Origin of the sequence: Bradyrhizobium genosp. SA-3, assembly GCF_004212635.1 — a bacterium.
In the GTDB taxonomy this organism is placed as follows: Bacteria; Pseudomonadota; Alphaproteobacteria; order Rhizobiales; family Xanthobacteraceae; genus Bradyrhizobium.
Genome location: NZ_PSRT01000020.1, coordinates 56,400 through 78,740 on the forward strand (window position 1 = coordinate 56,400; position 22,341 = coordinate 78,740).

24 protein-coding genes, 1 tRNA gene and 1 pseudogene are annotated in these 22,341 nt (G+C 64.5%); 8 read left to right on the forward strand and 18 right to left on the reverse strand.

The window, feature by feature from the left end; translation table 11 throughout:
- Positions 1-6: 6 nt before the first annotated feature.
- Positions 7-441, forward strand: coding sequence for a hypothetical protein (locus CWO91_RS09230; protein ID WP_130213189.1), 435 nt, complete (start codon positions 7-9; stop codon positions 439-441).
- Between the two features lie 310 nt (positions 442-751).
- Here CWO91_RS09230 and CWO91_RS09235 read toward each other — a convergent pair whose 3' ends face one another.
- Entirely contained in the window at positions 752-2,110 is a 1,359-nt protein-coding gene (locus CWO91_RS09235; RefSeq protein ID WP_130213190.1) for an AmpG family muropeptide MFS transporter, read from the reverse strand.
- A 208-nt stretch (positions 2,111-2,318) separates the two neighbouring features.
- Positions 2,319-3,518 (reverse strand): DNA recombination protein RmuC, encoded by a 1,200-nt coding sequence (locus tag CWO91_RS09240; RefSeq protein ID WP_130213191.1) that lies wholly within the window; start codon positions 3,516-3,518, stop codon positions 2,319-2,321.
- 171 nt (positions 3,519-3,689) lie between these two features.
- On the opposite strand from CWO91_RS09240, the gene def reads away from it, so the two are divergent.
- The 4 genes and pseudogenes from def (at position 3,690) to CWO91_RS09260 (ending at position 6,501) form a co-directional block, all read left to right on the forward strand.
- Positions 3,690-4,217, forward strand: a complete 528-nt coding sequence (def, locus tag CWO91_RS09245) for a peptide deformylase (protein WP_091887295.1) — start codon at positions 3,690-3,692, stop codon at positions 4,215-4,217.
- A 134-nt stretch (positions 4,218-4,351) separates the two neighbouring features.
- Entirely contained in the window at positions 4,352-5,287 is a 936-nt protein-coding gene (gene fmt, locus CWO91_RS09250; RefSeq protein WP_130213192.1) for a methionyl-tRNA formyltransferase, read from the forward strand.
- A gap of 118 nt (positions 5,288-5,405) precedes the next feature.
- Positions 5,406-6,143: a tRNA pseudouridine(38-40) synthase TruA gene (truA, locus tag CWO91_RS09255; RefSeq protein WP_130213193.1), complete on the forward strand. Its 738-nt coding sequence runs from the start codon at positions 5,406-5,408 to the stop codon at positions 6,141-6,143.
- A 23-nt stretch (positions 6,144-6,166) separates the two neighbouring features.
- Positions 6,167-6,501 (forward strand): annotated as a pseudogene (locus CWO91_RS09260) (GIY-YIG nuclease family protein).
- 138 nt (positions 6,502-6,639) lie between these two features.
- On the opposite strand, the gene dapE reads toward CWO91_RS09260, so the two are convergent.
- The 13 genes from dapE to rpmH all read right to left on the reverse strand — a co-directional run bounded on the left by dapE (position 6,640) and on the right by rpmH (position 17,344).
- Positions 6,640-7,818 carry a succinyl-diaminopimelate desuccinylase gene (gene dapE, locus CWO91_RS09265; protein ID WP_130213194.1) on the reverse strand — a complete coding sequence of 393 codons (1,179 nt, stop codon included), beginning with the start codon at positions 7,816-7,818 and terminating at the stop codon, positions 6,640-6,642.
- A 10-nt stretch (positions 7,819-7,828) separates the two neighbouring features.
- On the reverse strand, positions 7,829-8,674 hold the full coding sequence (gene dapD, locus CWO91_RS09270; RefSeq protein WP_130213195.1) for a 2,3,4,5-tetrahydropyridine-2,6-dicarboxylate N-succinyltransferase: 846 nt from the start codon (positions 8,672-8,674) through the stop codon (positions 7,829-7,831).
- A 140-nt stretch (positions 8,675-8,814) separates the two neighbouring features.
- Positions 8,815-9,258, reverse strand: a complete 444-nt coding sequence (locus CWO91_RS09275) for a DUF302 domain-containing protein (RefSeq protein ID WP_130213196.1) — start codon at positions 9,256-9,258, stop codon at positions 8,815-8,817.
- Entirely contained in the window at positions 9,255-9,614 is a 360-nt protein-coding gene (locus CWO91_RS09280; RefSeq protein ID WP_130213197.1) for a carboxymuconolactone decarboxylase family protein, read from the reverse strand. The genes CWO91_RS09275 and CWO91_RS09280 overlap by 4 nt, the downstream gene beginning before the upstream one ends.
- A 106-nt stretch (positions 9,615-9,720) precedes the next feature.
- Positions 9,721-10,626 carry a LysR family transcriptional regulator gene (locus CWO91_RS09285; RefSeq protein ID WP_208753003.1) on the reverse strand — a complete coding sequence of 302 codons (906 nt, stop codon included), beginning with the start codon at positions 10,624-10,626 and terminating at the stop codon, positions 9,721-9,723.
- A 23-nt stretch (positions 10,627-10,649) separates the two neighbouring features.
- Positions 10,650-11,342: a pyrimidine 5'-nucleotidase gene (locus CWO91_RS09290; RefSeq protein WP_130213199.1), complete on the reverse strand. Its 693-nt coding sequence runs from the start codon at positions 11,340-11,342 to the stop codon at positions 10,650-10,652.
- A 157-nt stretch (positions 11,343-11,499) separates the two neighbouring features.
- Entirely contained in the window at positions 11,500-12,486 is a 987-nt protein-coding gene (locus tag CWO91_RS09295; RefSeq protein WP_165405325.1) for a DUF1036 domain-containing protein, read from the reverse strand.
- 182 nt (positions 12,487-12,668) lie between these two features.
- The gene (gene argB, locus CWO91_RS09300; protein WP_130213201.1) at positions 12,669-13,556 is read right to left on the reverse strand and encodes an acetylglutamate kinase; all 888 of its coding nucleotides are present in this window, start codon (positions 13,554-13,556) and stop codon (positions 12,669-12,671) included.
- Positions 13,557-13,753: 197 nt separating this feature from the next.
- A complete protein-coding gene (locus tag CWO91_RS09305; protein WP_165405323.1) occupies positions 13,754-14,119 on the reverse strand; it encodes a DUF423 domain-containing protein in 366 nt (121 codons plus the stop codon).
- Positions 14,119-14,772 (reverse strand): ribosome biogenesis GTP-binding protein YihA/YsxC, encoded by a 654-nt coding sequence (yihA, locus tag CWO91_RS09310; RefSeq protein WP_130213203.1) that lies wholly within the window; start codon positions 14,770-14,772, stop codon positions 14,119-14,121. The genes CWO91_RS09305 and yihA overlap by 1 nt, the downstream gene beginning before the upstream one ends.
- Before the next feature lie 141 nt (positions 14,773-14,913).
- On the reverse strand, positions 14,914-16,767 hold the full coding sequence (gene yidC, locus CWO91_RS09315) for a membrane protein insertase YidC (protein ID WP_130213204.1): 1,854 nt from the start codon (positions 16,765-16,767) through the stop codon (positions 14,914-14,916).
- A 16-nt stretch (positions 16,768-16,783) separates the two neighbouring features.
- The gene (gene rnpA / locus CWO91_RS09320) at positions 16,784-17,182 is read right to left on the reverse strand and encodes a ribonuclease P protein component (RefSeq protein ID WP_130213205.1); all 399 of its coding nucleotides are present in this window, start codon (positions 17,180-17,182) and stop codon (positions 16,784-16,786) included.
- Positions 17,183-17,209: 27 nt separating this feature from the next.
- Positions 17,210-17,344, reverse strand: a complete 135-nt coding sequence (gene rpmH, locus CWO91_RS09325; protein ID WP_008542748.1) for a 50S ribosomal protein L34 — start codon at positions 17,342-17,344, stop codon at positions 17,210-17,212.
- A gap of 349 nt (positions 17,345-17,693) precedes the next feature.
- Between rpmH and CWO91_RS09330 the strand changes: the two genes are divergently transcribed.
- Together CWO91_RS09330 and CWO91_RS09335 are read left to right on the forward strand one after the other, a co-directional pair.
- Positions 17,694-19,196, forward strand: coding sequence for a sensor histidine kinase (locus tag CWO91_RS09330; RefSeq protein ID WP_130213206.1), 1,503 nt, complete (start codon positions 17,694-17,696; stop codon positions 19,194-19,196).
- A 342-nt stretch (positions 19,197-19,538) separates the two neighbouring features.
- Positions 19,539-19,615, forward strand: a tRNA-Arg gene (locus CWO91_RS09335).
- A 38-nt stretch (positions 19,616-19,653) separates the two neighbouring features.
- Here CWO91_RS09335 and CWO91_RS09340 read toward each other — a convergent pair.
- From CWO91_RS09340 to CWO91_RS09355, 3 genes are all read right to left on the reverse strand, one after another.
- The gene (locus tag CWO91_RS09340; RefSeq protein WP_130213207.1) at positions 19,654-20,085 is read right to left on the reverse strand and encodes a nuclear transport factor 2 family protein; all 432 of its coding nucleotides are present in this window, start codon (positions 20,083-20,085) and stop codon (positions 19,654-19,656) included.
- A 269-nt stretch (positions 20,086-20,354) separates the two neighbouring features.
- Positions 20,355-20,777, reverse strand: coding sequence for a GYD domain-containing protein (locus tag CWO91_RS09350; RefSeq protein ID WP_245471182.1), 423 nt, complete (start codon positions 20,775-20,777; stop codon positions 20,355-20,357).
- A gap of 12 nt (positions 20,778-20,789) precedes the next feature.
- On the reverse strand, positions 20,790-21,158 hold the full coding sequence (locus CWO91_RS09355; RefSeq protein WP_130213208.1) for a nuclear transport factor 2 family protein: 369 nt from the start codon (positions 21,156-21,158) through the stop codon (positions 20,790-20,792).
- 186 nt (positions 21,159-21,344) lie between these two features.
- On the opposite strand from CWO91_RS09355, the gene CWO91_RS09360 reads away from it, so the two are divergent.
- Complete coding sequence (locus CWO91_RS09360; RefSeq protein WP_130213209.1) at positions 21,345-22,214, forward strand: LysR substrate-binding domain-containing protein; 870 nt, start codon at positions 21,345-21,347, stop codon at positions 22,212-22,214.
- Positions 22,215-22,341: the final 127 nt, after the last annotated feature.

Below are 22,341 nucleotides of genomic sequence, written 5' to 3' on the forward strand. Positions count from 1 at the left end.
GACGACATGACGAAACTTTTCGCCACACGATTGGCTTTGGTCGCGACGATGATGGTGCTGGTGAGCCCGGCCATCTCCGCGCAGCAGGGCGACGAGACGCCGCCGCCGTCCAAGCCCGGCAAGCCGATCAACACCGGCGACGTGCTCTCCGGCGAACTGAATGCGATGAAAGTGCGCGATGCCAAGAACGGCAAGCGCGTCGCGACTTATCAGATCACCTCCGAGCCGCGCCGCCTGCCGCCGCCGAACGGGCTGTGCAACCTCGAGACCGGCCCCGAAACCTTCCAGCTCGTCACCTCCAGCGATGCGCAGGCCGCGCAGCTGAAATCGTTCGTCGGCAAGGAGATCTCGGTCAAGGTCGACGAGATCGCCTGCGCCAGCGATGCCGGTCAGATGAGCGAGGCCGTGATCACGAAGTGGAGTTTGATCAAAAAGCAGTAGGGGGCGGCCGCGACGCCTTCTCCGTCGTCATTGCGAGGAGCCCGCGACAAAATTGCGAAGCAATTTTGCGCTGGTGCGACGAAGCAATCCAGACTGTCTCCGCAGCGGCAGTCTGGATTGCTTCGCGGAGCCTGTCATCGGGCCGCGCTTCGCGCGGACCCGTTGGCTCGCAATGACGAAGGCGAGGTGCCGTAGGGTGGGCAAAGGCGCAAAGCGCCGTGCCCACCATCTTTCGTCGATCGCGCTGAAGGTTGGTGGGCACGCTTCGCTTTGCCCACCCTACGGCATCGCGGGCGTGGCGCTCGCGGTGTCAAACCCGCACCGGCCCCAACGTCTCGAAATGCCCGCGCTTCTGCAGCCAGGCCAGCAGCACCAGGCTCGGGATCGCCACCAGCACGCAGATCACGAAGAACAGCGCCCAGCCGGTCGTATCAGCCACGAAGCCGGCACCTGATGACAGATACGTTCGTCCCACCGCGGCAAGCGCGGTGAGCAACGCGTATTGCGTCGCCGTGTGCAGCGGGTTCCTGCACAGGGCGGAGAGATAGGCGACGAAGATCACGGTGCCGATGGCGCTGGTGAAGTTCTCGGCCGTGATGGCGAAGGCGAGCGCCCATTGGCTGGTGCCGACGAACGCCAGCCAGGAGAACGAAAGGTTGGCGAGCGCCTGTACGACGCCACCGATCCAGAGGCTGGTCGCCAGCGAATAACGCCGCGCGACAAAACCGCCGGCAAAGCCGCCGATCAGCGTCGCGGCGAGCCCGACGCCCTTCACGATCGCAGCATAATCGTTGCGCGAGAAGCCGAGGTCGATCACGAACGGCGCCGTCATCGTGCCGGAGAAAGCATCGGTGAACTTGAACAGCACCACGAAAGCCAGCGCGGCGAGCGCGTCCTTGCGGGAGAGGAATTCGGCGAAGGCGCCGATCGCGGCCTGAACCACGCGATGGAAGGCCGGCTCTGCGTGCGTCGCCGCTTCTGCCTTTGTCGATTGCTCGGGCTCGGTTGCGACGAGCGCCGTGACCGTCCCGATCAGCACCATCGCGGCCATCACCACATAGCCCCACATCCAGGCCGAGTGTCGCGTAATGCCGGTGCCCTCGAAGCCGGAGACGATGAACAGCGCGCCCGCGGTCGAGACCAGCATGCCGATGCGATAGGCGGCGACATAAGCGGCCATGCCGGCCGCCTGCTCGCTCTCCGGGAGGCTCTCGACGCGGAAGGCATCGACCACGATGTCCTGGGTCGAGGACGTGGTCGCGACCAGCAGCGCGCCGACCGCGACGTAGAACGGCGAGCGCGCGGGATCGGTCATCGCCAGCAGCAGGATGGCGATGATCAGCAGCAGCTGCGAGAACAAAAGCCAGCCGCGCCGGCGCCCGAAGGCGCGGGTGAACAGCGGCACATGCATCGCATCCACCAGTGGCGCCCACAAAAATTTCAGCGTGTAGGGCGTGCCGACCAGCGCAAACAGCCCGATGGTCTTGAGATCGACACCGACCTCCCGCATCCACACCAGCAACGTCGAGCCCGACAACGCCAGCGGCAGGCCGGAGGAGAAGCCGAGGAACAGCACGATCAGCACCCGCGGTTGCAGGTACACGGCAAGGCTGTCACGCCAGGAGGCGGCGGGAGCGCCGGCGGAGGAGGTCGCGTCGGGTGCGGTCATGGGGAGGTGTTAGCAGATTCTGGGAGAAAAGACTCTGCTAGCCGGTTAGACGGAAGCCCTCACGGCTTCCCTCGGTGTCATCGTCCGCCTTGTGCGCAATTGCGCACTGGGGCGGACGATCCAGTACTCCGCAGCGTTTCGACTCAACAATGACTGCCGCGGCGTACTGGATGCCCCGCCTGCGCGGGCCATGACAGTGTGCCTCAAGTCACTCCCCCGCCTGGAGCTTCCTCGGAAACAGCTCCGGCGCACCGGTGGCCACCAAATGTGGGCCTTCGGGCGCATCCGCCTTGCTGAAATCGAGCTCCTCGATTCGCCCGGCGCGTTTCTCGATCTTGTCGGCGGAGATCAGCACCTGCCGCACGTCCTCGTTGACGTCGGCAAAATGCTTTTGCAGCTTCAGCACGCGGTCGCGCAGGCGGCCCAAATCGTCGCCGAGCTTGATCACCTCGGTTCGGATCTGGTCGGCGGCATCGCGCATGCGCGCGTCCTTCATGATCTGCTGCATGACTTGGATCGCGAGCATCAGCAGCGAGGGCGACACCAGCACGACGCGGGCGCGATAGGCCTTCTGGATCACGTCGTCGAAGCCGTCATGGATCTCGGCGTAGACCGATTCCGACGGCACGAACATCAGCGCCATTTCCTGGGTCTCGCCGGTGACGAGATATTTTTCGGCGATGTCGCTGACGTGCTTCATCACATCGCCGCGCAGCCGCTGCGTGGCGAGGCGCCGCTCCTCGTCGGTGCGGGCGTCGTGCAGCGCGGTCATCGCCTCCAGCGGAAATTTCGCATCGATGCAGAGCGGGCGCTGGTCGGGCAGGAACACGACGCAATCGGGGCGCTTGCCGGTCGAGAGCGTGAACTGGAACTCGTACGACCCCTTCGGCAGCCCGTCCTGGACGATCGCCTCCATCCGCGCCTGGCCGAAGGCGCCGCGCGATTGCTTGTTGGCGAGCACGTCGCGCAGGGTCGTGACCTGCGTGGTGAGGTCGGTGAGGTTCTTGTGCGCGCTGTCGATGATGCCGAGCCGCTCGTGCAGCGCGCGCAGGCTCTCCATGGTGTTGCGGGTCGAATGTTCCATGGACTGGCCGACGCGATGCGTCACCGAATCCAGCCGCTCGTTGACCGCCCGCGCCATCTCGGTCTGGCGGCCGGCCAGCGCCTGGGTCATGGCGTCGACCCGGCCCGAAGCCTCGCTCTGGGCCCGCAGCACCTCGCTCAGGCGCTCCTCGAGCTCGTCGGCCCGGATCGCATGCGCCATCGCGAGTTCCGCGCCGCGCCGCCCGGAGCGCGCGATCACGACGGCAATCACCACCAGCAGGATGAGGACCAGGGCGCCGAAGCCGATCAGCGCATCGATCGTGCGCACCGGCCAGTCGCCCAGCATGACAATGATCTCGTTCATGCGTCCCTTTCTACCCGATTCGCCGGCATGCGCGAACGAAGAGGGAACGTCGGTGGTTAACGACCCACTAATTTTTATGGTTAACGAAGCCTGAAGTTTTATGGTTAGCGGCGGGTTAACGAGGTTCCTCGCCGGATTGACCGCATCCGGCGCGCAGCTTAAATCGCCGCCATGGCCCTCAGAGAAATCATCATCCTGCCCGACAAGCAGCTGCGTCTGATCTCCAAGCCGATCGAGAAGGTCACGCCGGAGATCCGCAAGCTTGCCGACGACATGTTCGAGACCATGTACGACGCGCCCGGCATCGGCCTCGCGGCGATCCAGGTCGCGCAGCCGCTGCGGCTGATCACCATGGACCTCGCCAAACGCGACGAGAACGGCGAGACCAAGCACGAGCCGCGCGTCTTCATCAACCCGGAGATTCTCTCCTCCTCGGAGGAACTTTCGGTGTACGAGGAAGGCTGCCTGTCGATCCCCGAATATTACGAGGAGGTCGAGCGTCCCGCGAAGGTGCGCGTGCGCTTCACCGACCTCGACGGCAAGGTGCACGAGGAGGATGCCGAAGGCCTCTACGCCACCTGCATCCAGCACGAGATCGATCATCTCAACGGCGTCTTGTTCGTCGACTATCTGTCGAAGCTCAAGCGCGACCGCGTGATGAAGAAGTTCGAGAAGGCCGCCAAGCGCGCGGGGGAGTAGGTCTCTCCCTCACGTCGTCATGGCCGGGCTTGACCCGGCCATCCACGCCTTGCTTGCTTTATCGCCAAGTCCGTGGATGCCCGGGACAGGCCCGGGCATGACGGAGAACCAGAACTCTCACCGAACGCTGCCACATGCCCCTTCGCCTGATCTTCATGGGCACGCCCGATTTCTCCGTGCCGACGCTGCTCGAGCTGGTCGCGCATGGCCACGAGATCGCGGCGGTCTACACCCGCGCGCCGAAGCCCGGCGGCCGCCGCGGTCTGCAATTGCAGCCCACGCCGGTTGAAGAAGCTGCGCGAAAGCTCGGCGTTCCCGTGCTGACGCCGAAGACGTTGAAGGCGCCGGAGGCGCTCGACGAATTTCGCGCCTTCGATGCCGATGCCGCGGTCGTCGTCGCCTATGGCATGATCCTGCCGCAGGCCATCCTCGATGCGCCAAAACTCGGTTGCTACAATCTGCACGCTTCGCTGTTGCCGCGCTGGCGCGGCGCCGCCCCCATCAACCGCGCCATCATGGCAGGCGATGCCGAGAGCGGCGTGATGGTGATGAAGATGGACGTCGGCCTCGACACCGGCGACGTCGCCATGGCGGAACGCCTCGCGATCACCGACAGCATGACCGCGCTCGATCTGCACGATCGCCTGTCCCGGTTAGGTGCCGATTTGATGGTGCGCGCCATGGCGGCGCTCGGACGCGGCGGGCTCCAGCTCAAAAAGCAGAGCGAGGACGGCGTCACCTATGCCGCCAAGATCGATAAGGCCGAGGCGCGGATCGATTGGACGAAACCCGCACGCGCGGTGCTGCGCCACATCCACGGACTGTCGCCGTTCCCCGGCGCCTGGGCCGAGCTCGCGGACGTCAGCGAGAATGCGCGCGTCAAAATCCTGCGATGTGAATTGGCGAACGGCTCAGCTGCGCCCGGCGAGGTGCTCGACGGCCACCTTACCATCGCCTGCGGCGAGGGTGCCATCCGCATCATCGAGCTCCAGCGCGAAGGCAAGGCGAGGATGCAGGCCGCTGACTTTTTGCGTGGCGTGCCGCTGAAGGCGGGATCGAAGTTCAGCTGACGCTATCATACGCCGCGAAGGCGGGGTATCCAGTACGCCGAGGCGTCTCGGTCGAACGGAGCTGTCTCAGAGTACTGGATCATCCGCCTTCGCGGATGATGACACCACCCGGATTGAGATGCCCCGCTACAAGCTCACCATCGAATATGACGGCGCGCCGTTCTGCGGCTGGCAGGTGCAGGAGACGCTGCCCTCGGTGCAGGGCGCGCTGGAAGCTGCCGTCAAGGCGATGACCGGCGCGGACGCGCGGGTGCATGGTGCCGGCCGCACCGATGCCGGCGTGCACGCGCTCGGCCAGGTCGCGCATGTCGACATCGCAAAGCAATTTGCGCCGGATCGTTTTCGCGACGGGCTCAACGCGCATCTGCGCCCGCATCCGGTCGCGGTGCTCGAGGCCGAGATCGTCCCCGAGACCTTCGAGGCGCGCTTCTCGGCCATCAAGCGCCATTACCGCTACCGCATCATCAACACCCGCGCCAATCTTACCCTCGACGTCGGCCACGCCTGGCGCGTGCCGCGCCGGCTCGACGCCGATGCGATGCATGCGGCGGCACAACGCCTGCTCGGCAAGCACGATTTCACGACGTTCCGCGATACCGAGTGCCAGGCCAAATCACCGGAGAAGACGCTCGACCAGCTCGACGTCGCGCGCGATGGCCGCGAGATCACGATTCTCACCACGGCGCGCTCGTTCCTGCATAGCCAGGTGCGCTCGATGGTGGGCTCGCTGGTCTGGGTCGGCGAGGGACGCTGGAGCGCGGATGATCTCTCCGCAGCCCTAGCTGCCCGCAACCGTGCGGCGTGCGGCATCGTTGCGCCGCCGGAGGGATTGTATCTGGTGAAGGTGGATTACTAGCGCCTGATGCCACCTCGGGCGTCATGGCCGGGCTTGCCCCGGCCATCCACGTGCGCCAACATGCAACCATGCATGGTGGGTGGGTCTACATCCTGGCGAGCGCTCCAAATGGCATTTTGTACGTCGGCGTGACGAGCGATATTATTCGTCGTGTCTACGAGCATCGAAATGGACTCGTGCCTGGCTTCACCAAAAAGTACGGTATCAAGCTACTCGTCCATTTCGAACGCTACGAGGATATCCAAACCGCCATCCAGCGCGAGCACAACATCAAGCACTGGTCACGGACTTGGAAGTCAGGTTGATCCTCAGGGATAATCCTGAATGGAAGGATCTCTACGACACGATCGTCCAGTAAGGCGTGCCCCGGTTCTCGCCACATCGTCATGGCCGGGCTTGTCCCGGCCATCCACGATCTTTCTTGCTGGAGGCGCCGAAGAACGTGGATGCCCGGGACAAGCCGGGGCATGACGGCGGAGAATGAGGAGCCAGCGCCTCACCCAAAATACCGCGCCAAAATCCCGCGATACACCTTGGTCAGCTTCTCCAAATCCGTCACCGGCACCCGCTCGTCGATCTGGTGCATAGTCTGCCCGACCAGGCCGAACTCGATCACCGGGCAGTAGCTGGAGATGAACCGCGCATCCGACGTACCCCCGCTCGTCGACAGCTCCGGCTTGCGGCCCGTCACCTCCTCGATCGCGGAGACCGCGAGATCGGTGAACGGGCCGGGCTTGGTCACGAACACGTTGGAGTTCGAGGGCTCCCAGACGATGCGGGCGCGGACGCGGTTGCCGCAGGCCTTTGCGAGGCGCGTCTCGACCAATTCGCGCAGGCTCGCCTGGGTGTGGTTGTCGTTGTAGCGGATGTTGAATTTCGCGCGGGCCTCGCCGGGGATGACGTTGCTGGCCTTGTTGCCGACGTCGACCGAGGTGAACTCGAGATTGGAGGCCTGGAACTGGGCGCTGCCATGGTCGAGCGGCTCGTCGGAGATCGCCACGATCAGCCGCGCGATATCAGGCACCGGGTTGGAGGCGCGATGCGGATAGGCGACGTGGCCCTGCACGCCGTCGACATAGAGCGTGCCCGATTGCGAGCCGCGACGGCCGACCTTGATGGTGTCGCCGAGCGTCTCGACATTGGATGGCTCGCCCAGCACGCAATGGTCGAACTTTTCGCCGCGCTCGGCGGCCCATTTCAGCAGCTTGATCGTGCCGTTGATGGAGACGTCTTCCTCATCGCCGGTGATCAGGAACGAGATCGAGCCCGAGCCCGATCTTTGGCCGTCATCGCGCGGCTTGCCGCCATTGGCGGCGAGATGCTCCAGCACCGCCGCCACCGAGCAGGCGATGCCGCCCTTCATGTCGACCGCGCCGCGGCCGTGCAGGAAACCGTCCTTCACCTCGCCCGAGAACGCGCCGACGCTCCAGGCGCTCTCGTCGCCCGGCGGCACCACGTCGGTGTGTCCGGCAAAGGTGATGTGCGGTCCCTCGCTGCCGATCCGCGCATAGAGATTGTCGACGTCGGCGGTGCCGGGTTCGCTGAACGTCACGCGGTGACAGATGAAGCCGGCGGCGCTGAGGGCTTTTTCAAGCACCCCGAGCGCACCGGCGTCGGCCGGGGTTACCGAGGGGCAGCGGATGAGATCGCGGGCAATGGAGAGAGCATCGGTCATGCGCGTCCGATCAATCCCGCAGCAGCTCGTTGATGCTGGTCTTGGACCGCGTGCGTTCGTCGACGCGCTTGACGATGACGGCGCAGGCCGTGCTCGGACCGGGCTGGCCGTTCTTCATCGGCTTGCCGGGCAGGGCGCCGGGCACCACGACCGAATATTCAGGCACTTCGCCCATGAAGATTTCGCCGGTTTCGCGATCGACGATCTTGGTCGAGGCGCCCAGGAACACGCCCATCGCCAGCACCGCGCCCTTGCGTACGATCACGCCTTCGGCGACCTCGCTGCGCGCGCCGATGAAGCAGTCGTCCTCGATGATCACGGGCTCGGCCTGGAGCGGCTCGAGCACGCCGCCGATGCCGGCGCCGCCGGAGATGTGCACGCGCTTGCCGATCTGGGCGCAGGAGCCGACGGTGGCCCAGGTGTCGACCATGGTGCTCTCATCGACATAGGCGCCGAGATTGACGAAGGACGGCATCAGCACGACGTTCTTGGCGATGAAGGCCGAGCGGCGCACGATGGAGCCGGGGACGGCACGGAAACCGGCATCGCGAAAACGGTTCTCGCCCCAGCCTTCGAACTTCGAGGGCACCTTGTCCCACCAGGTCGCCTTGCCCGATCCGCCGGGAATGACGCCCATGTCGTTGAGGCGGAAGGAGAGCAGCACGGCCTTCTTCAGCCATTGATTGACCTTCCACTTGCCGTCGCTCCCGCGCTCGGCAACACGCGCCTCGCCCTTGTCCAGGATCTCCAGCGACTGGTCCACGGCCTCGCGCACCTCGCCCTTGGTCGTGGTCGAGATGCCGTCACGCGCGTCGAAGGCGCTGTTGATGGTGGATTCCAGGGCGGACAGGGACATCGGAGGCTTCCTCAAAACCGGAGTTATTTGCGGGAAATCGAGGGGGCTTTTTCGGGATTTGGACGAGGAGAGTCAAGAACGCTCTCGGCCATGTTCCGGATGGCGTCGACGCGCCCGGAACATGGGCGAGGGCCTGCCTCTCAGGGATCGAGGCCGGCGATGATGGTCTCGCAAACGTCGGCCAGTTCGCTGCCAAGCGCAGCAAGCGCCGGCGATCGATATCGCGCAAAGGCTTTGCCGGGATCGAGCCAGCGCAGTTCGGTTCGTCCTTCGCGGAAGCCGATGACTGCAAACTTCAGCGGGGCTTCGAGCAAGGCCGCCGAATCGGCCGCCAGCAGACGCGACATCAGCCGCGGGTGAAAGAACAGGATCTGCCGAGCCGGGCCGATGTCGTATCCGCCGCGATGCAGCAGCATCTGCGGATTGATCTCGTGCAGCACCCAGAGATCGGCAGCGAGGATTCTTTCTTTGAGGCGCGTCACGATCTCCTCGACCGGCAGTGTCGAGGAGAGGGCGCGTTGGAAAGAAGCTGCCGCGGTGCCGCTCTCGGAAAAGGCGACAGTCTGAAGGGCCGCCTCCGTCATCGGACCGCCCCTGGGCTCGCCGCATTGTTCGCCTCGAATGCATCGAGCGTGCGGGCGGAATACACCAGCGCGGCCCCCGCTCCGATTGCGATCGCGACGCCAAGTGCTTCCGCGAGCTCTTCGCGGCTCGCGCCGTGCCGGGTCGCGGCTTCGGCATGGACGGCGATACAGCCATCGCAGCGTGCGGTCACCGCGGCGGCGAGCGCGATCAGCTCGCGGGTCTTGTCGCCGAGCCGGCTGCTCTGTGCGCCCGCGGCGCTGAGCGCGCGATAGCCCTTCACCGTCTCCGGGCTGAGCTTGCCGACGTCACCGATGCGCGCCAGCAGTTCGCCTTGATAGGTCTTCCAGTCCAACATTGCAGATCTCCTCGATTGCAGGGGGCTCGGGAGACGACATAGGCGGCAGCTGCGCCGATGCCCATCGGCTGCCGGCGTATGATCCCTATACGCGGACCGGAGACCGTCAGCGGAGCCGACGCGTGCGCTCGGCGAGGAAGTCCACAACACCGCGCACCCGGGGAATCCCGCGCGTGTCGCGGTGGAATCCGAGCCATACGTCGCGGCTCGGAACGGGGGTCGGCGTCTCGATCGCGCGCAGCTGCGGATATGCGCCGGCGAGACGCGCCGGCAGACAGACCAGGCCGGCGCCGGCAACGGCCGCCGCCGCCTGGCTCTCGCGGCTGTTGCTGCGAAAGGCAATGTGGGCGTGTGCCAAATGGTGGCGGAGCCACTTTGTCTCGGCGACGCTTTCGGCAAGCGCCGCGTTCATGGCGATGACTGTGGCGCCGGCGCCGCCTTGCCGGAAATCCGGCAGACCTCTCGCTTTGAGGTAGCCGGGCGCCGCATAGAGGCCGAACGGAAGGCTGCCGATCTTGCGTTGCATCAGCCCCTCCTGCTCGAAGCGTCCGAAACGCACGGCAATGTCGGTCTCGCGTCGGGTGAGGCTTAGCGCCTCGGTGTCGGTGACGAGCTCGATGTTCATTTCGGGATGCAGGGTGCAGAACTCAGCAAGCAGGGGCGACAGAACCCGCGCGCCCAGCCATTCGGCGGAGGTCACGCGGATCGTTCCACTGAGCCCGGCGCTGCTACCGGTCGCTATCCGCTCGGCAGCAAGAGCTGCGTCTTCCATCCTGCCGGCATAGTCGAGGATTTGCCGCCCGGTGTCGGTGAGCTCGAGGCCGGACGGCCTTCGTTGAAACAGCACGGCGCCAAGCTTCTTCTCGAACAGTTCGAGTCGGCGGCTCATGGTCGGCTGCGTCGTGCCGAGGCTGCGCGCCGCGCCGGACAGGCTCTTCTCGCGAGCCAGGGTCAGGAAATAGCGCAGATCGTCCCATTCGATGGCGGGTAGGCCTGGCGGTTTCCGGGACACGTTCGCTCCTTGCATGGTCGCGCTCAGGCGGCGGCGAGCGATTGCAAAAACCCCGTCAGATCATCCGTGACGTGATCCACATGGGCTGCATCCCGGCCCTCCAGCTCCCAGTCCTCGCGCACCACCTCCTTGGTGCCGTCGGGCACCACCAGCACCGTGGTCATGCCGAGTTCGTGCGGGACGGCGAGGTTGCGCGCGAGGTCCTCGAACATCGCGGCGCGGGTCGGATCGACTGCATGGTCGCTCAGGAACTTCCGGTAGGTCTGCGGCGCCGGCTTGGGCTCGAACTCGGCGGCGATGATGTCGAACACGCCGTCGAAATGCGTGGCGAAGCCGAGCCGCGCCAGCACGGCATCGACATGGTCGACCGAGCCGTTGGTCAGGATCAGCTTGCGCCCCGGCAGCCCGGCGATGACTGCACCGAGCGCCGGGTTCGGCTCCAGCGGCGAATGGTCGATCTTGTGGACGTAGGCGAGATAGTCGTCGGCGGAGACGCCGTGCAGGGTCATCATGCCGCGCATCGTGGTGCCGAAGCGCCGGTAATAGTCCTTCTGGATCGTCCGCGCTTCCTCCGGGCCGACGTTCAGCCAGTTGCAAACGAACTCGCCGATCCGCGCATCGACCTGCTGCCACAGATTGACGTGATGCGGATAGAGCGTGTTGTCGAGATCGAACACCCAGGTGTCGACATGGGCGAAGGTGCGGGGAGTCGTCACAATGATTCTCTCAACTCGTCGTCCCGGCGAAGGCCGGGACCCATACTCCGTGACCCATCAATCGGGCACTCTCGTCGTCGTTCTTCGCCGAACGCAATTCGGTGGTTATGGGTCCCGGCTTTCGCCGGGACGACAACGGGATTTGTGGCACCACCCATCACGGCATCGCAAACCGCAGCGTCTTGCCGCCGCTCGACATGTCCACCGCGCCAAAACCGGTCGCCGCGAATCCGCGCGCGCCGCAATCGGTCTGCTCGCTCGTCTCGAACTTGGTCTCGCGCGTGCAGAGCTGTTTGTCGCCGCCCCAGTTCAGCGGCCGGTCCTTCAGCTTGATGACGCGGTTGTCGGCATCGACCGCTTCCGCGAAGCTGAAGATCTGCCTGGGCTGGCCGGTCACGTCAGGATGCAGGCACGTCTTGGGATCGATACGATACCAGCCGCGGCTCGTCACCGACTTGCCGTCGTCGGTCGCGACTGCCGCCATCACCTTGTGCGGCGTGTCGTTGCACCAGGTGAGGCCGGTCGCGGAGGGCATCTGCACCGCATCGACCATGGTCTTGAAGACATTCGGCGACGAGACGACGTCGGACGACAGCCCGCGGCTCTTCAGGAATGCGGCCAGCGCTGCTTGCGTCTTTGGCCCGTCGACGCCGTCGATCGCGCCGACGTCGTAACCCGCGATCACCAGCAGCCGCTGGATGCCGGCGAGGCGCGCCTGCTCGTCGTCATATTCGGAATCCTCGGCGAGATAGGCAATGAGGTTGCCGTCCGCGCCCTGCGTCGGCGTCACCTGCGTGAAGGCGGCCTGGGCCTGGCCGCTGCGGCACTGCCGCGCCGCCGCAATGACGAAATTGTCCTGCGCCACGCACAGCATGTCGCGGCCGTTCTGTGGGATCGGGGAGGCGCCATAGACGCCGAGCGCGCGGGCGTTGAGCAGGATGCGGTCGGCCGTCAGCGTGCCCTGCACCACCACGCGGCAGGTGGCGGGATCAATCCTGAACCAGCCCCGCGTCGCGGTCGCCGCCTTGTCGTCGATGCCGATCGCGGCCTCGACGACATAGGACATGCGGTTGCAGATCTTGAGGTCCGCAAAGGCTGGCGCGGAGGAGAAGAAGAACGAGACGGCTGCGGCGGGCAGCGTCATCAGGAAGCGGGTCAGGGGGGAATGGCGAGGCTGCCTCTCTCTCCGATCGTCATGCCCGGCCTTGTGCCGAGCATCCATGTTCTTGGCGCGGGACGAAAGATCGTGGATGGCCGGGACATCTTCGCGAAGACGCGCTTCGCGCTCTTGCCCGGCCATGATGGCTTTCCTTGTCCGCTCCCGCATCACTTATGGATCAGCGTTCCCGTGCCCTGGTTGGTGAAGAGCTCGAGCAGCACCGCGTGCTGCATCTTGCCGTCGATGATGACGACACCCTGCACGCCCTGTTCGAGCGCGTAGATGCAGGTCTCGACCTTCGGGATCATGCCGCCGGAAATGGTGCCGTCGGCAATCAGCTTTCGCGCGTCCTTGACGGACAATTGCGGGATCAGCTTCTTCGACTTGTCGAGCACGCCTGGCACGTCGGTGAGCAGCAAGAGACGCTTGGCCTTCAGCGCGCCCGCGACGGCGCCGGCAAAGGTGTCGGCGTTGACGTTCAGGGTCTGGCCATCCTGTGAGGTTGCGAGCGGCGCCAGCACCGGGATCAGCTCGTAGCCGATCAGCTGGTTGAGCAAAGTGAGGTCGACCTTCTCGGGGTCGCCGACGAAGCCGAGATCGATCGCCTTCTCGATGTTCGAGCCCGGATCGATGATGGTCCGCGTCGTCTTCGACGCCTTCACCATGTTGCCGTCCTTGCCCGACAGGCCCACGGCCTTGCCGCCGGCTTCATTGATGTAGCCGACGATCTGCTTGTTGACGGAGCCGGCGAGCACCATCTCGACGATCTCGATGGTCGCGGCATCGGTGATGCGCAGGCCCGCGGCGAATTCCGAGGCGATGCCGAGGCGCTTGAGCATGGTCGCGATCTGCGGCCCGCCGCCATGCACCACCACCGGGTTGATCGCGGTCTGCTCCAGCAGCACGATGTCGCGCGCAAAGTTCTTGGCGGTCTCCTCGTCGCCCATGGCATGGCCGCCATATTTGATGACGATGGTTTCCTCGTCATACTGCTGCATGTGCGGCAGCGCTTCGGACAGGATGCGGGCCTGGTCGAGCGGGGAGATGTCGGTCATGAGGCGGATCTCGCTGGCGGGACTAACGCGGCCTGCGTTCTATCCGATTGGCGAGCGCGGCGCAAAGTGCTCTTCGTGCCCCGGACGCAGCGCAGCGCTTCTTCAGCGATGCGCTGCAGAGCCGGGGTCTATGTGGCCGCTGGGTCCCGGCTCTTCGGAGCGTCACTGCGTGCCGCACCGCGTCCGGGACACGAACGCTACTTCTTCGCCACCGTCGCCGCCAACGTCACCGCCAGCCAGCTCAGAATCATCACCGTTCCGCCGGTCGGCGCTGCATATGGAAACAGCGAGTGCCCCGCATATTGCCGCAAGGTCAGGTCGCCCGCGAACAGCGCGGCGCCAGCTGCGAAGCCGAACGCGGCGGCAAGTCCAATTCCGCCATGCAGAAGTCCGCGCGCGAGCAACGCGACGGTCGCAAGTATGGCAGTTGCATGAAACAGCAGCATGGCGCTGGCCGATGCCAGCCGGCTCGCATCGCCGCCATGCGCGGAGGCGGCCGCCAGCGCGACGCCAGCGGCGCCCATCAAACCGGCAAGCCCAATCAGCAGGCGTTGTGCCGCCATCACGAGGCCCGCTCTTCCAGTAGCTTCGCCATCGCGGCGCGCAAGCCCTCCATGCCGGTCGCGCTCCGCGACGAGGTCGCGAGCACGTTCGGGAACGCGGCGGGATGCTTGGCCAGCGCGGCCTCGGTCTCGGCGATGCGCGCCTGCAGCTCGGAGGCCTTCACCTGGTCGGCCTTGGTCAGCACGACCTGGTAGCTGACGGCGGAGCGGTCGAGCGTCTTCAGGACTTCGAGATCGACGTCCTTGATCCCATGCCGCGCGTCGATCAGCACATAGACGCGCGCGAGGCTGGCACGCCCCAGCAGGAATTTGTGGATCAGCTCGGTCCAGGACGCGACCTGGCTCTTCGGTGCCTTGGCATAGCCGTAGCCGGGCATGTCGACGAGGCGCAGGTCACCCTTCCCGGGGACCTCGAAGAAGATCAGCTCCTGGGTGCGGCCCGGCGTATGCGAGGTGCGCGCCAGCGCATTGCGGCCGGTCAGCGCGTTGATCAGGCTCGACTTGCCGACATTGGAGCGTCCGGCAAAGGCGATCTCCAGCCCGGCCATCGGTGGCAGCGTGGCAATCGAGGGCGAGGCCCAGATGAACTGCCAGTCACGGGCGAACAGCTTGCGCCCGGCCTCGATCAGTCGCTCGTCGGTCTTGTCGTTCATGCGAGCGGTCTATCCTCTCGTCATGGCCGGGCTCGTCCCGGCCATCCACGTCTTAGTCACGAAACGAGCCTCCAAAAACGTGGATGCCCGGGACAAGCCCGGGCATGACGATGTGGAGGCATTTGCGCCCGGCAACGGCGCCTACGTCGCCTTCCTCGCGAACGTCGCCTTGAGATTGTCGAACAGCTCCACCTTCACGCCGTTGCGGCGCATGATGAAGCTCTGCTGGACCACCGAGAGCAGATTGTTCCAGGCCCAGTAGATCACGAGGCCCGCCGGGAAGCCGGCCAGCATGAAGGTGAAGATCAGCGGCATCCAGTTGAAGATGATCTGCTGCGTCGGATCCGGCGGCGTCGGATTCAGCTTCATCTGGAACCACATCGTGATGCCCATGACGATCGGCCAGATACCGAGCGCGAGGTAGTGGCCGAACACGGGGATCGTGGTCGGATCGCCCGGAATCAGGCCGAACAGGTTGAACAAGTTGGTCGGATCCGGCGCGGAGAGGTCCTTGATCCAGCCATAGAACGGCGCGTGCCGCATCTCGATGGTGACGAACAGCACCTTGTAGAGCGAGAAGAACACCGGGATCTGGATCACCACGGGAAGACAGCCGGCGACCGGGTTGATCTTCTCCTTGCGGTAGATCTCCATCATCTCCTGCTGCTGCTTCACCTTGTCGTCGGGGTAGCGCTCTTTCAGCGCCTGAAGCTGCGGCTGGATCGACTTCATCTTCGCCATCGAGGCGTAGGACTTGTTCGCCAGCGGGAAGAACAGCAGCTTCACGATCACGGTCACGAGCAGGATCGAGATGCCGAAATTGCCGAAGAAGCGGTAGAAGAAGTCGAGGCCGAGGAACATCGGCTTGGTGATGAAGTAGAACCAGCCCCAGTCGATCAAGAGATCGAAGTGGTTCAGCCCAAGCTCCTTGTTGTAGCCGCCGAGGCCGGCGAACGGGAACACGCCGACGACGCCGGCTTCCTTGGCACCCGCGAACAGCCGCGCGTTCGCGGTCGCGGTGCCGCCGATCGCGACGGTGACGGGGTCGAGCAGATAGTCGGTCTGGTAGGTGTGGACGTTGCCGACCGGATTCGACGAGAAGCGCGCCTGAAGCTGCGCATTGGTGTCGGGCAGCAGCGCCGAGGCCCAGTACTTGTCGGTGATGCCGAGCCAGCCATTGGTGGCCTTGAAGTTGACCGTCTTGGCTTCGTCGATCTTCTTGTAGGCGTATTCCTGCAGGCCCTGGTCGCCGAGATAGCCGATCAGGCCTTCATGCAGGATGTAGTAGCCCGAGACCTGCGGCGCGCCGTGGCGCGAGATCAGCGCGAACGGATAGAGCGTGACCGGCGCATTGCCGACATTGCTCACCTCGTCCTTGATGGTGAATAGATAGTGGTCGTCGACCGCGATGGTGCGGCGGAAGGTGAGGCCCTCGCCATTGTCCCATTTCAGCACCACCGGCGTCGACGGCGTCAGGCTGCCGCTGCCGTCCTGCTGCCAGACGGTCTGGGCATCAGGCATCTTCGCGGTCACGCCCGTCGCCGCCACCCAGCCGAACTCGGCGTAATAGGGCTCCGCCGTGCCCGAGGGCGAATAGAGGATGATCGGCGGCGACTTCGGGTCGACGGTTTCGCGGAATTGCACCAGCGCGATGTCGTCGATACGGCCGCCCTTGAGCGAGATGCTGCCGGCAATCCGCGGCGTGTCGATCTTCACGCGTGGGCTGGCCGCAATCGCGGCGTCCCGGGCAACGACCGGCTGGGCCTGCTGCTGGTTCGCGGCCGGTGTCGAGGGCTGAGTCGCGCCACCGGCCTGCGGCGCGGTGCCCGGCGTTGCGGACGCGGTCGGCTGCGGCGTGGACTTCTGGAACTCGGTCTGCGCCTGCTGCTGGGCGCGTTGCTTCTCCATCTGCGGCACGTTGTAGAAATACTGCCAGGCGATCAGCACCAGGCCGGACAGAATGACGGCGAGGATGGTATTGCGATTGTCGGTCATCTCGATTGTCTCGTCATCAATCCGGTTTGCGGCTGGTCGCTGTGGCGCGACCCGGCCTCTGGCCGCGCGCCTTGGCCGATCCTTTGGCCGTATGCCGCGCCGGCCTCGTGAATGCTATGCGCAGATCGTCGAGCATGGTCGCAAAGTCGCGCGAGAGCGCGTCCCTTCGTCCGACCAGCACATAATCATGATGGGGATGCATCGACACTGGATCGAGCCGCTTCACCAATTCGCGAAGCCGGCGCCGGATACGATTGCGCTCGGGAGCGTTGCCGTTCTTTTTGGAAACGGTGAAGCCGATCCGGATCGGGCCGCCGTCGTCCCGGCGGCGGCTTTGCAGGACGAACGCGGGATTATTCACCCGCGCGCCATTGGCAACGGCGAGGAAATCCGCCCGCTGCCTCAGCCGATCCATGATGAAATCCCAAAAAGGGGGTCCGGCTCAGGCGCTCAGACGCTTGCGGCCGCGGGCGCGGCGGGCGGCGAGAACCTTGCGGCCGCCGGCAGTGGCGAGACGGGCACGGAAGCCGTGACGGCGCTTGCGCACCAGTTTGCTGGGTTGATAAGTCCGCTTCACGGGTTTTTCTCCGCTGACCGGGCAATTTGCCTGTAGAATTGATGGTAAAGTCCGGAAGATGCGGCCCAAAACGGGCCCTTTCCGGCCCCAAGAGAGCCGCTCCCGGTGTCGCACCGGGTCATCGCGGACAATTCGCGCGGCTTATAAGGGAGCGCCTTGTTTTCGTCAACGCCGCACAAGCGCGCGTTTCCGGTGAATATCGCTGTTTGTGCGGGGATTTTAACCCTTGAGGTGGCGACTCGCTTTATCAGCACTTACATCTCATCTTGGCAGATTAGCGATCCGTAATTTGACCGGACCCGGGGCGGGTCGCATCCTGCATCAGCCAAGGTCAACAGGGGCGAATTTCGTGGCACCCACAGATCGCCAGCCGATCCAGGATCTGGATCAGCCGGACCAGCCGGCGATGCGGCCGCGCGGGTCGGGCGGGCTCGGGCTGTCAGGCAAGCTGCTGCTGCTTACCATCCCCCTGGTGATGATCGCAGCCAGCCTGCTCTATGTGCCCGCCATCGCCAACTTCTGGGTCAACCGGCTCAACGACCGGGTGGCGGCGGCCAATACGGCGGCGCTGGTGCTGGATGCCGCGCCGCTCGGCATGGTCCCCGATTCGCTGTCGCGGCAGATCTTGAAGAGCATCAATGCCCGCGCCGTCGCCATCAAGATGGGTCAGCAGCGCCGGCTGCTCGCCAGCGATAACCTTCCGACAGCCATCGAGCACGACATCGATCTGCGCGACATGACGGCCTGGGACGCGATCACCGGCTCGTTCCGGATGATGCTGGAGACCGGCAACCAGGCCATCCGCATCGTCGGGCCCGGCGTCGGCAATGCCCAATTCATCGAGATCGTGACCGACGAGCTGCCGCTGCGACAGCAGATGTACCGCTTCTCGCGCAACGTCGTGGTGGTTGCGCTGATCATCGCGGCGCTGACCGCGGGCCTAGTCTATCTCGCCTTGCATTATCTGTTCGTGCGCCCGATGCGGCGGCTCACCGCGAGCCTGGTCGGCTTCCACGAGAATCCCGAGAGCTCGGCGCGGATCATCGTGCCGAGCCAGCGCAGCGACGAGATCGGGGTGGCCGAGCGCGAATTGTCGGACATGCAGCGCGATCTGATGTCGATGTTGAATCAGAAGAGCCGGCTCGCCGCCCTCGGCCTCGCCGTCTCCAAGATCAACCACGATCTGCGCAACCTGCTGGCCTCGGCGCAGCTTTTGTCCGACCAGCTCGCCAGCGTGCCGGATCCGCGGGTGCAGCGCTTTGCGCCGAAGCTGGTGCGCTCGCTCGAGCGCGCCATCGCCTTCTGCCAGTCGACGCTGTCCTACGGCCGCGCCCAGGAGGCCGCGCCCGACCGCCGCATGATCCTGATCGAGCCGGTGGTGCTGGAGGTGCGCGAGACCGCAGGGCTGGCCAGCGATGCCACGATCGCCTGGGTCGCCGCGATCGAGCGCGGGCTTGCGGTCGATGCCGATCCCGACCAGCTGTTCCGTGTGCTGCTCAACCTCGTCCGCAACGCCGCCCAGGCGCTGGAAACCCATGCCTCCTCCGGCGATGGCGGCGTGCAGCAGATCCGGATCACCGGAAAACGCGAGGGCGCCGTCGCCATCCTGGAGGTTTCCGATACCGGCCCAGGCGTTCCCCAGAAGACCCGGGAGCACCTGTTCGAGGCGTTCCAGACCTCCGGCCGCCCCGGCGGCAGCGGCCTTGGCCTTGCCATCGCCGCCGAGCTCGTCCGCGCCCATGGCGGCGACATCCACCTCGTCGAAGGCACCATCGGCGCCACCTTCCGCATCGTCATCCCCGACCGCCCCGTGGAACTGCTCTCCATCCGCAACGAGCGGGCAAGGGCGTAAGTCGGCCAGCGGCCGAGCTGAGTCCGTCATTCCGGGCCGGCGCGCAGTGCCGAGCCCGGAATCCAAAGGATTTTCGGCGCGAGGCCGGCCGTTCCGTCATTCCGGGGCGGCGCAACGCGCCGAACCCGGAATCCAGAGGTTTTGGGCGCGAGATTCCGCACTTCTCGCTCCGCGCGTCCCGGAATGGACAGGGGAGGGGCCGTCATCTCCTTGCAAAATCTCCCCATCCCGGACCTTGCCAACGCCGGCAAGAGCGGCTAGTCAGAGCGCTCTTTCGCACCCCTCCCGGCCCTCCGGGAAATGCGTCGCGGGTCATCCCCGCCATCGCTGTTTGCGAAAAACGCGCCCGTAGCTCAGCTGGATAGAGCATCAGACTACGAATCTGAGGGTCGGACGTTCGAATCGTTCCGGGCGCGCCATTTCGGTATCAAGATGTGCGTGAGGGACCTGGCCAGCGTCAAATGACGCCGTGCTCCCTCAGGAGCGCCTGCTCGTCCCCCGACACCCATCCGAAGACCTTGGGCTCTGCGCCCAACTGCTGGACGAGGTAGTGGACGTCGAAATCAATCACGACGTCGGATTGGTTCTTGCGGACATACGTCGCTCTCCAGGCGACATGGGCGACGCAATGGTGTTCGTCTATCGGCGAGATGCGGAGTCCCCGCATGAGCATCTCCTTTGTTCCGATCGCCCGGTAGTGGGCATAGCCCTCAGCGATAACCTGCTTGAGATGCTCATCGTTCTTCCCAGTCATCACGCCGGCCGGCGTGGCCGCGACGAATTCGGAGGCGTAGAGCGCGGCGACGTCATCCATGTCGACGTCGCCGCGCAGAGAAGCCTTGGAGATATTCTCATATCGCTCGAACAGCTTCCTGACGTTCGTCTCCATCGTCTTCATCGTCGACTCCAACGCGTGTCGGGTCCGTCACTTTCGCAGGACCGGCTCGCCGGTGCGTGGGTTCGTCAAGGTCACGTTTTCGAGCGCCTTAATCAGCCATTTGCCGTCCCAGCGGGTCAGCACCGCCTGGATCAAGGTGTCCACGGAATGTGGTCCGGCCGGATGCCCGGCGCCAACCGTGAGACGGCTCCAGAATGGAGCGACACCGTCGCTTTTATCTTGCCGTCCTAATCGGCCTGCGATCCGTAAGTCAGCAGCGCTTAGCCAACTGCGTTCTTGATCGCGGCTTCGAAGCTCTTTGCGTCGAAGGCTGGCATACTTTGGATCCGGCCCAGACCCTGGGTCGAGTACCAGACGGAGAACGCGAGCACCGCTTCCGGATTCGGGGCATCAATGATGTCGACGAAATCGTAGTAGCCCTGCGTGTAGTGGATCGACTCGATCTTGATACCCAGATTGTCGAGCTTTGCCTTGGCCTTGCCGATCCGCTCCGATTGCTTGCTCGCCCACTCCGGGCTCAGATTACCAAGCAGCACATATTTCATGGCCACCTCCACGTCATGTTGATCATCGTGCGAAGGACCCAACAACCATACGCCTTCCCGCGACCCGCGTACATGCCGTTCCGTGGCGGAGGCGGTAGGGGAGCCGGGCCGGCCTTCCCGGGGGATGTTGGCGCGCACGCTGCCCAATTGTTACGTTTCCGAAGTCATCACCTTCTGAACGATCTTCCAGGCCCCGTTGACCTTTAAGCATGACAGCATGTCCGTGAAGTAACGAGGCGGAATCTGGAATTTCAACTTCAAGAGCGCGAGCTCTCTTTCGACGTCTATTGAAATGATCTGGTCGTCGCGCTCGAGGCCCTGTTCTTTCGGTGCTCTAAGGTTGCGGACAGCTGCGAGCCATGCGGCAATCGGCATCACAGCCACGTTGCCATCGTCACCGACCTTTGTGACGGAACTCGAGGGATGGAATATGGATGCAAATTTCTCAGCATCCATTTCATAGGCCGCGTCGAAATAGGTCTGCGCTAGGAAGCGCAAGGCGTGAACATCCGTGTCCATCAGTCATCCTGCAAAAAACCGTTACAACGGACCGACTCGCAGGGCCGGCCTGGCGCGCCGAGCGCCGAAGCACTCGGAATGTGCCGAAAGGTGGCTTACGCTCTATGTTGGCCGAACCTAGGGCCAAGCGGCTTATGATGCTAGACTCGTTGCATGGGATAGAGTCATGAGTGATATTCATAAATCATGAGAAACGAATTGAACGAACTGACGGCCTTTGCAGTCGTCGCGAATGAACGAAGCTTTACGCGGGCTGCAGCAAAGCTCGGTGTGTCACAGTCTGCTCTCAGCCACACGATCCGGAGACTCGAGCAACGACTCGAACTACAGCTTCTTGCTCGAACAACCAAGAGTGTCGCGCCAACCGCTGCAGGGGCAGCTCTCTTGAACGACTTGTCTCCGGCGCTCGAGCAGATTGATCGCGCTCTCAACAAAGCCCGAAGCGTTCGTCAGCGACCTGCTGGGCGCCTTCGAATTGTAATGTCCCGGTCGGCTGCGGTGATGGTATTGCTGCCGAAGCTGACGGCATTCGTCGAGGCCTATCCTGACATCGTCCTCGACGTTGTCACCGTCACCGGCCCCGTAGACCTTGTTGCGGGCGAGTTCGATGCCGGTATTCAGCTCGGCGAGTACATTCAAAAGGATATGATCGCCGTGCGGGTCACGCCGGAATTGCGACTGGCGGTGGTTGGATCGCCTCGCTATTTCGCGTCACGACGCATTCCGCAAAAACCAAAGGATCTCAATGATCATCGATGCATAACCTTGCGTCTTCCGAGCGGGGAATTCGAGCAGGGACGAAAGTCGGTCACGATCAGCGTGAACGGCCCGCTCATCATCGACGATACGCACTTGGTGATTCAGGCGGTGCTCGCTGGAGCTGGCATCGGGCTCGCCTATGAAGAGCAGGTCGCGGAGCACTTGGCGAAGCGTCGGCTTATCCGCGTCCTGGAGGATTGGACGCCCCCAATTCCCGGCTTCTTCATGTATTACCCCAGTCGTCAGCATCAGCCAGCTGCGCTGGCTGCACTCGTGAACGCGCTGCGACTCTCTTGACAGGAATGTGCTTCAGGCTCGCGGCCTGAGCAAGCGCCTCGTCCTTCGAGACGACCGCTTTCAGCGGTCTCCTCAGGATGAGGCTAGTTGGCATCGAGCCGTTGAAACTGCTGCCGCACACTCGCCC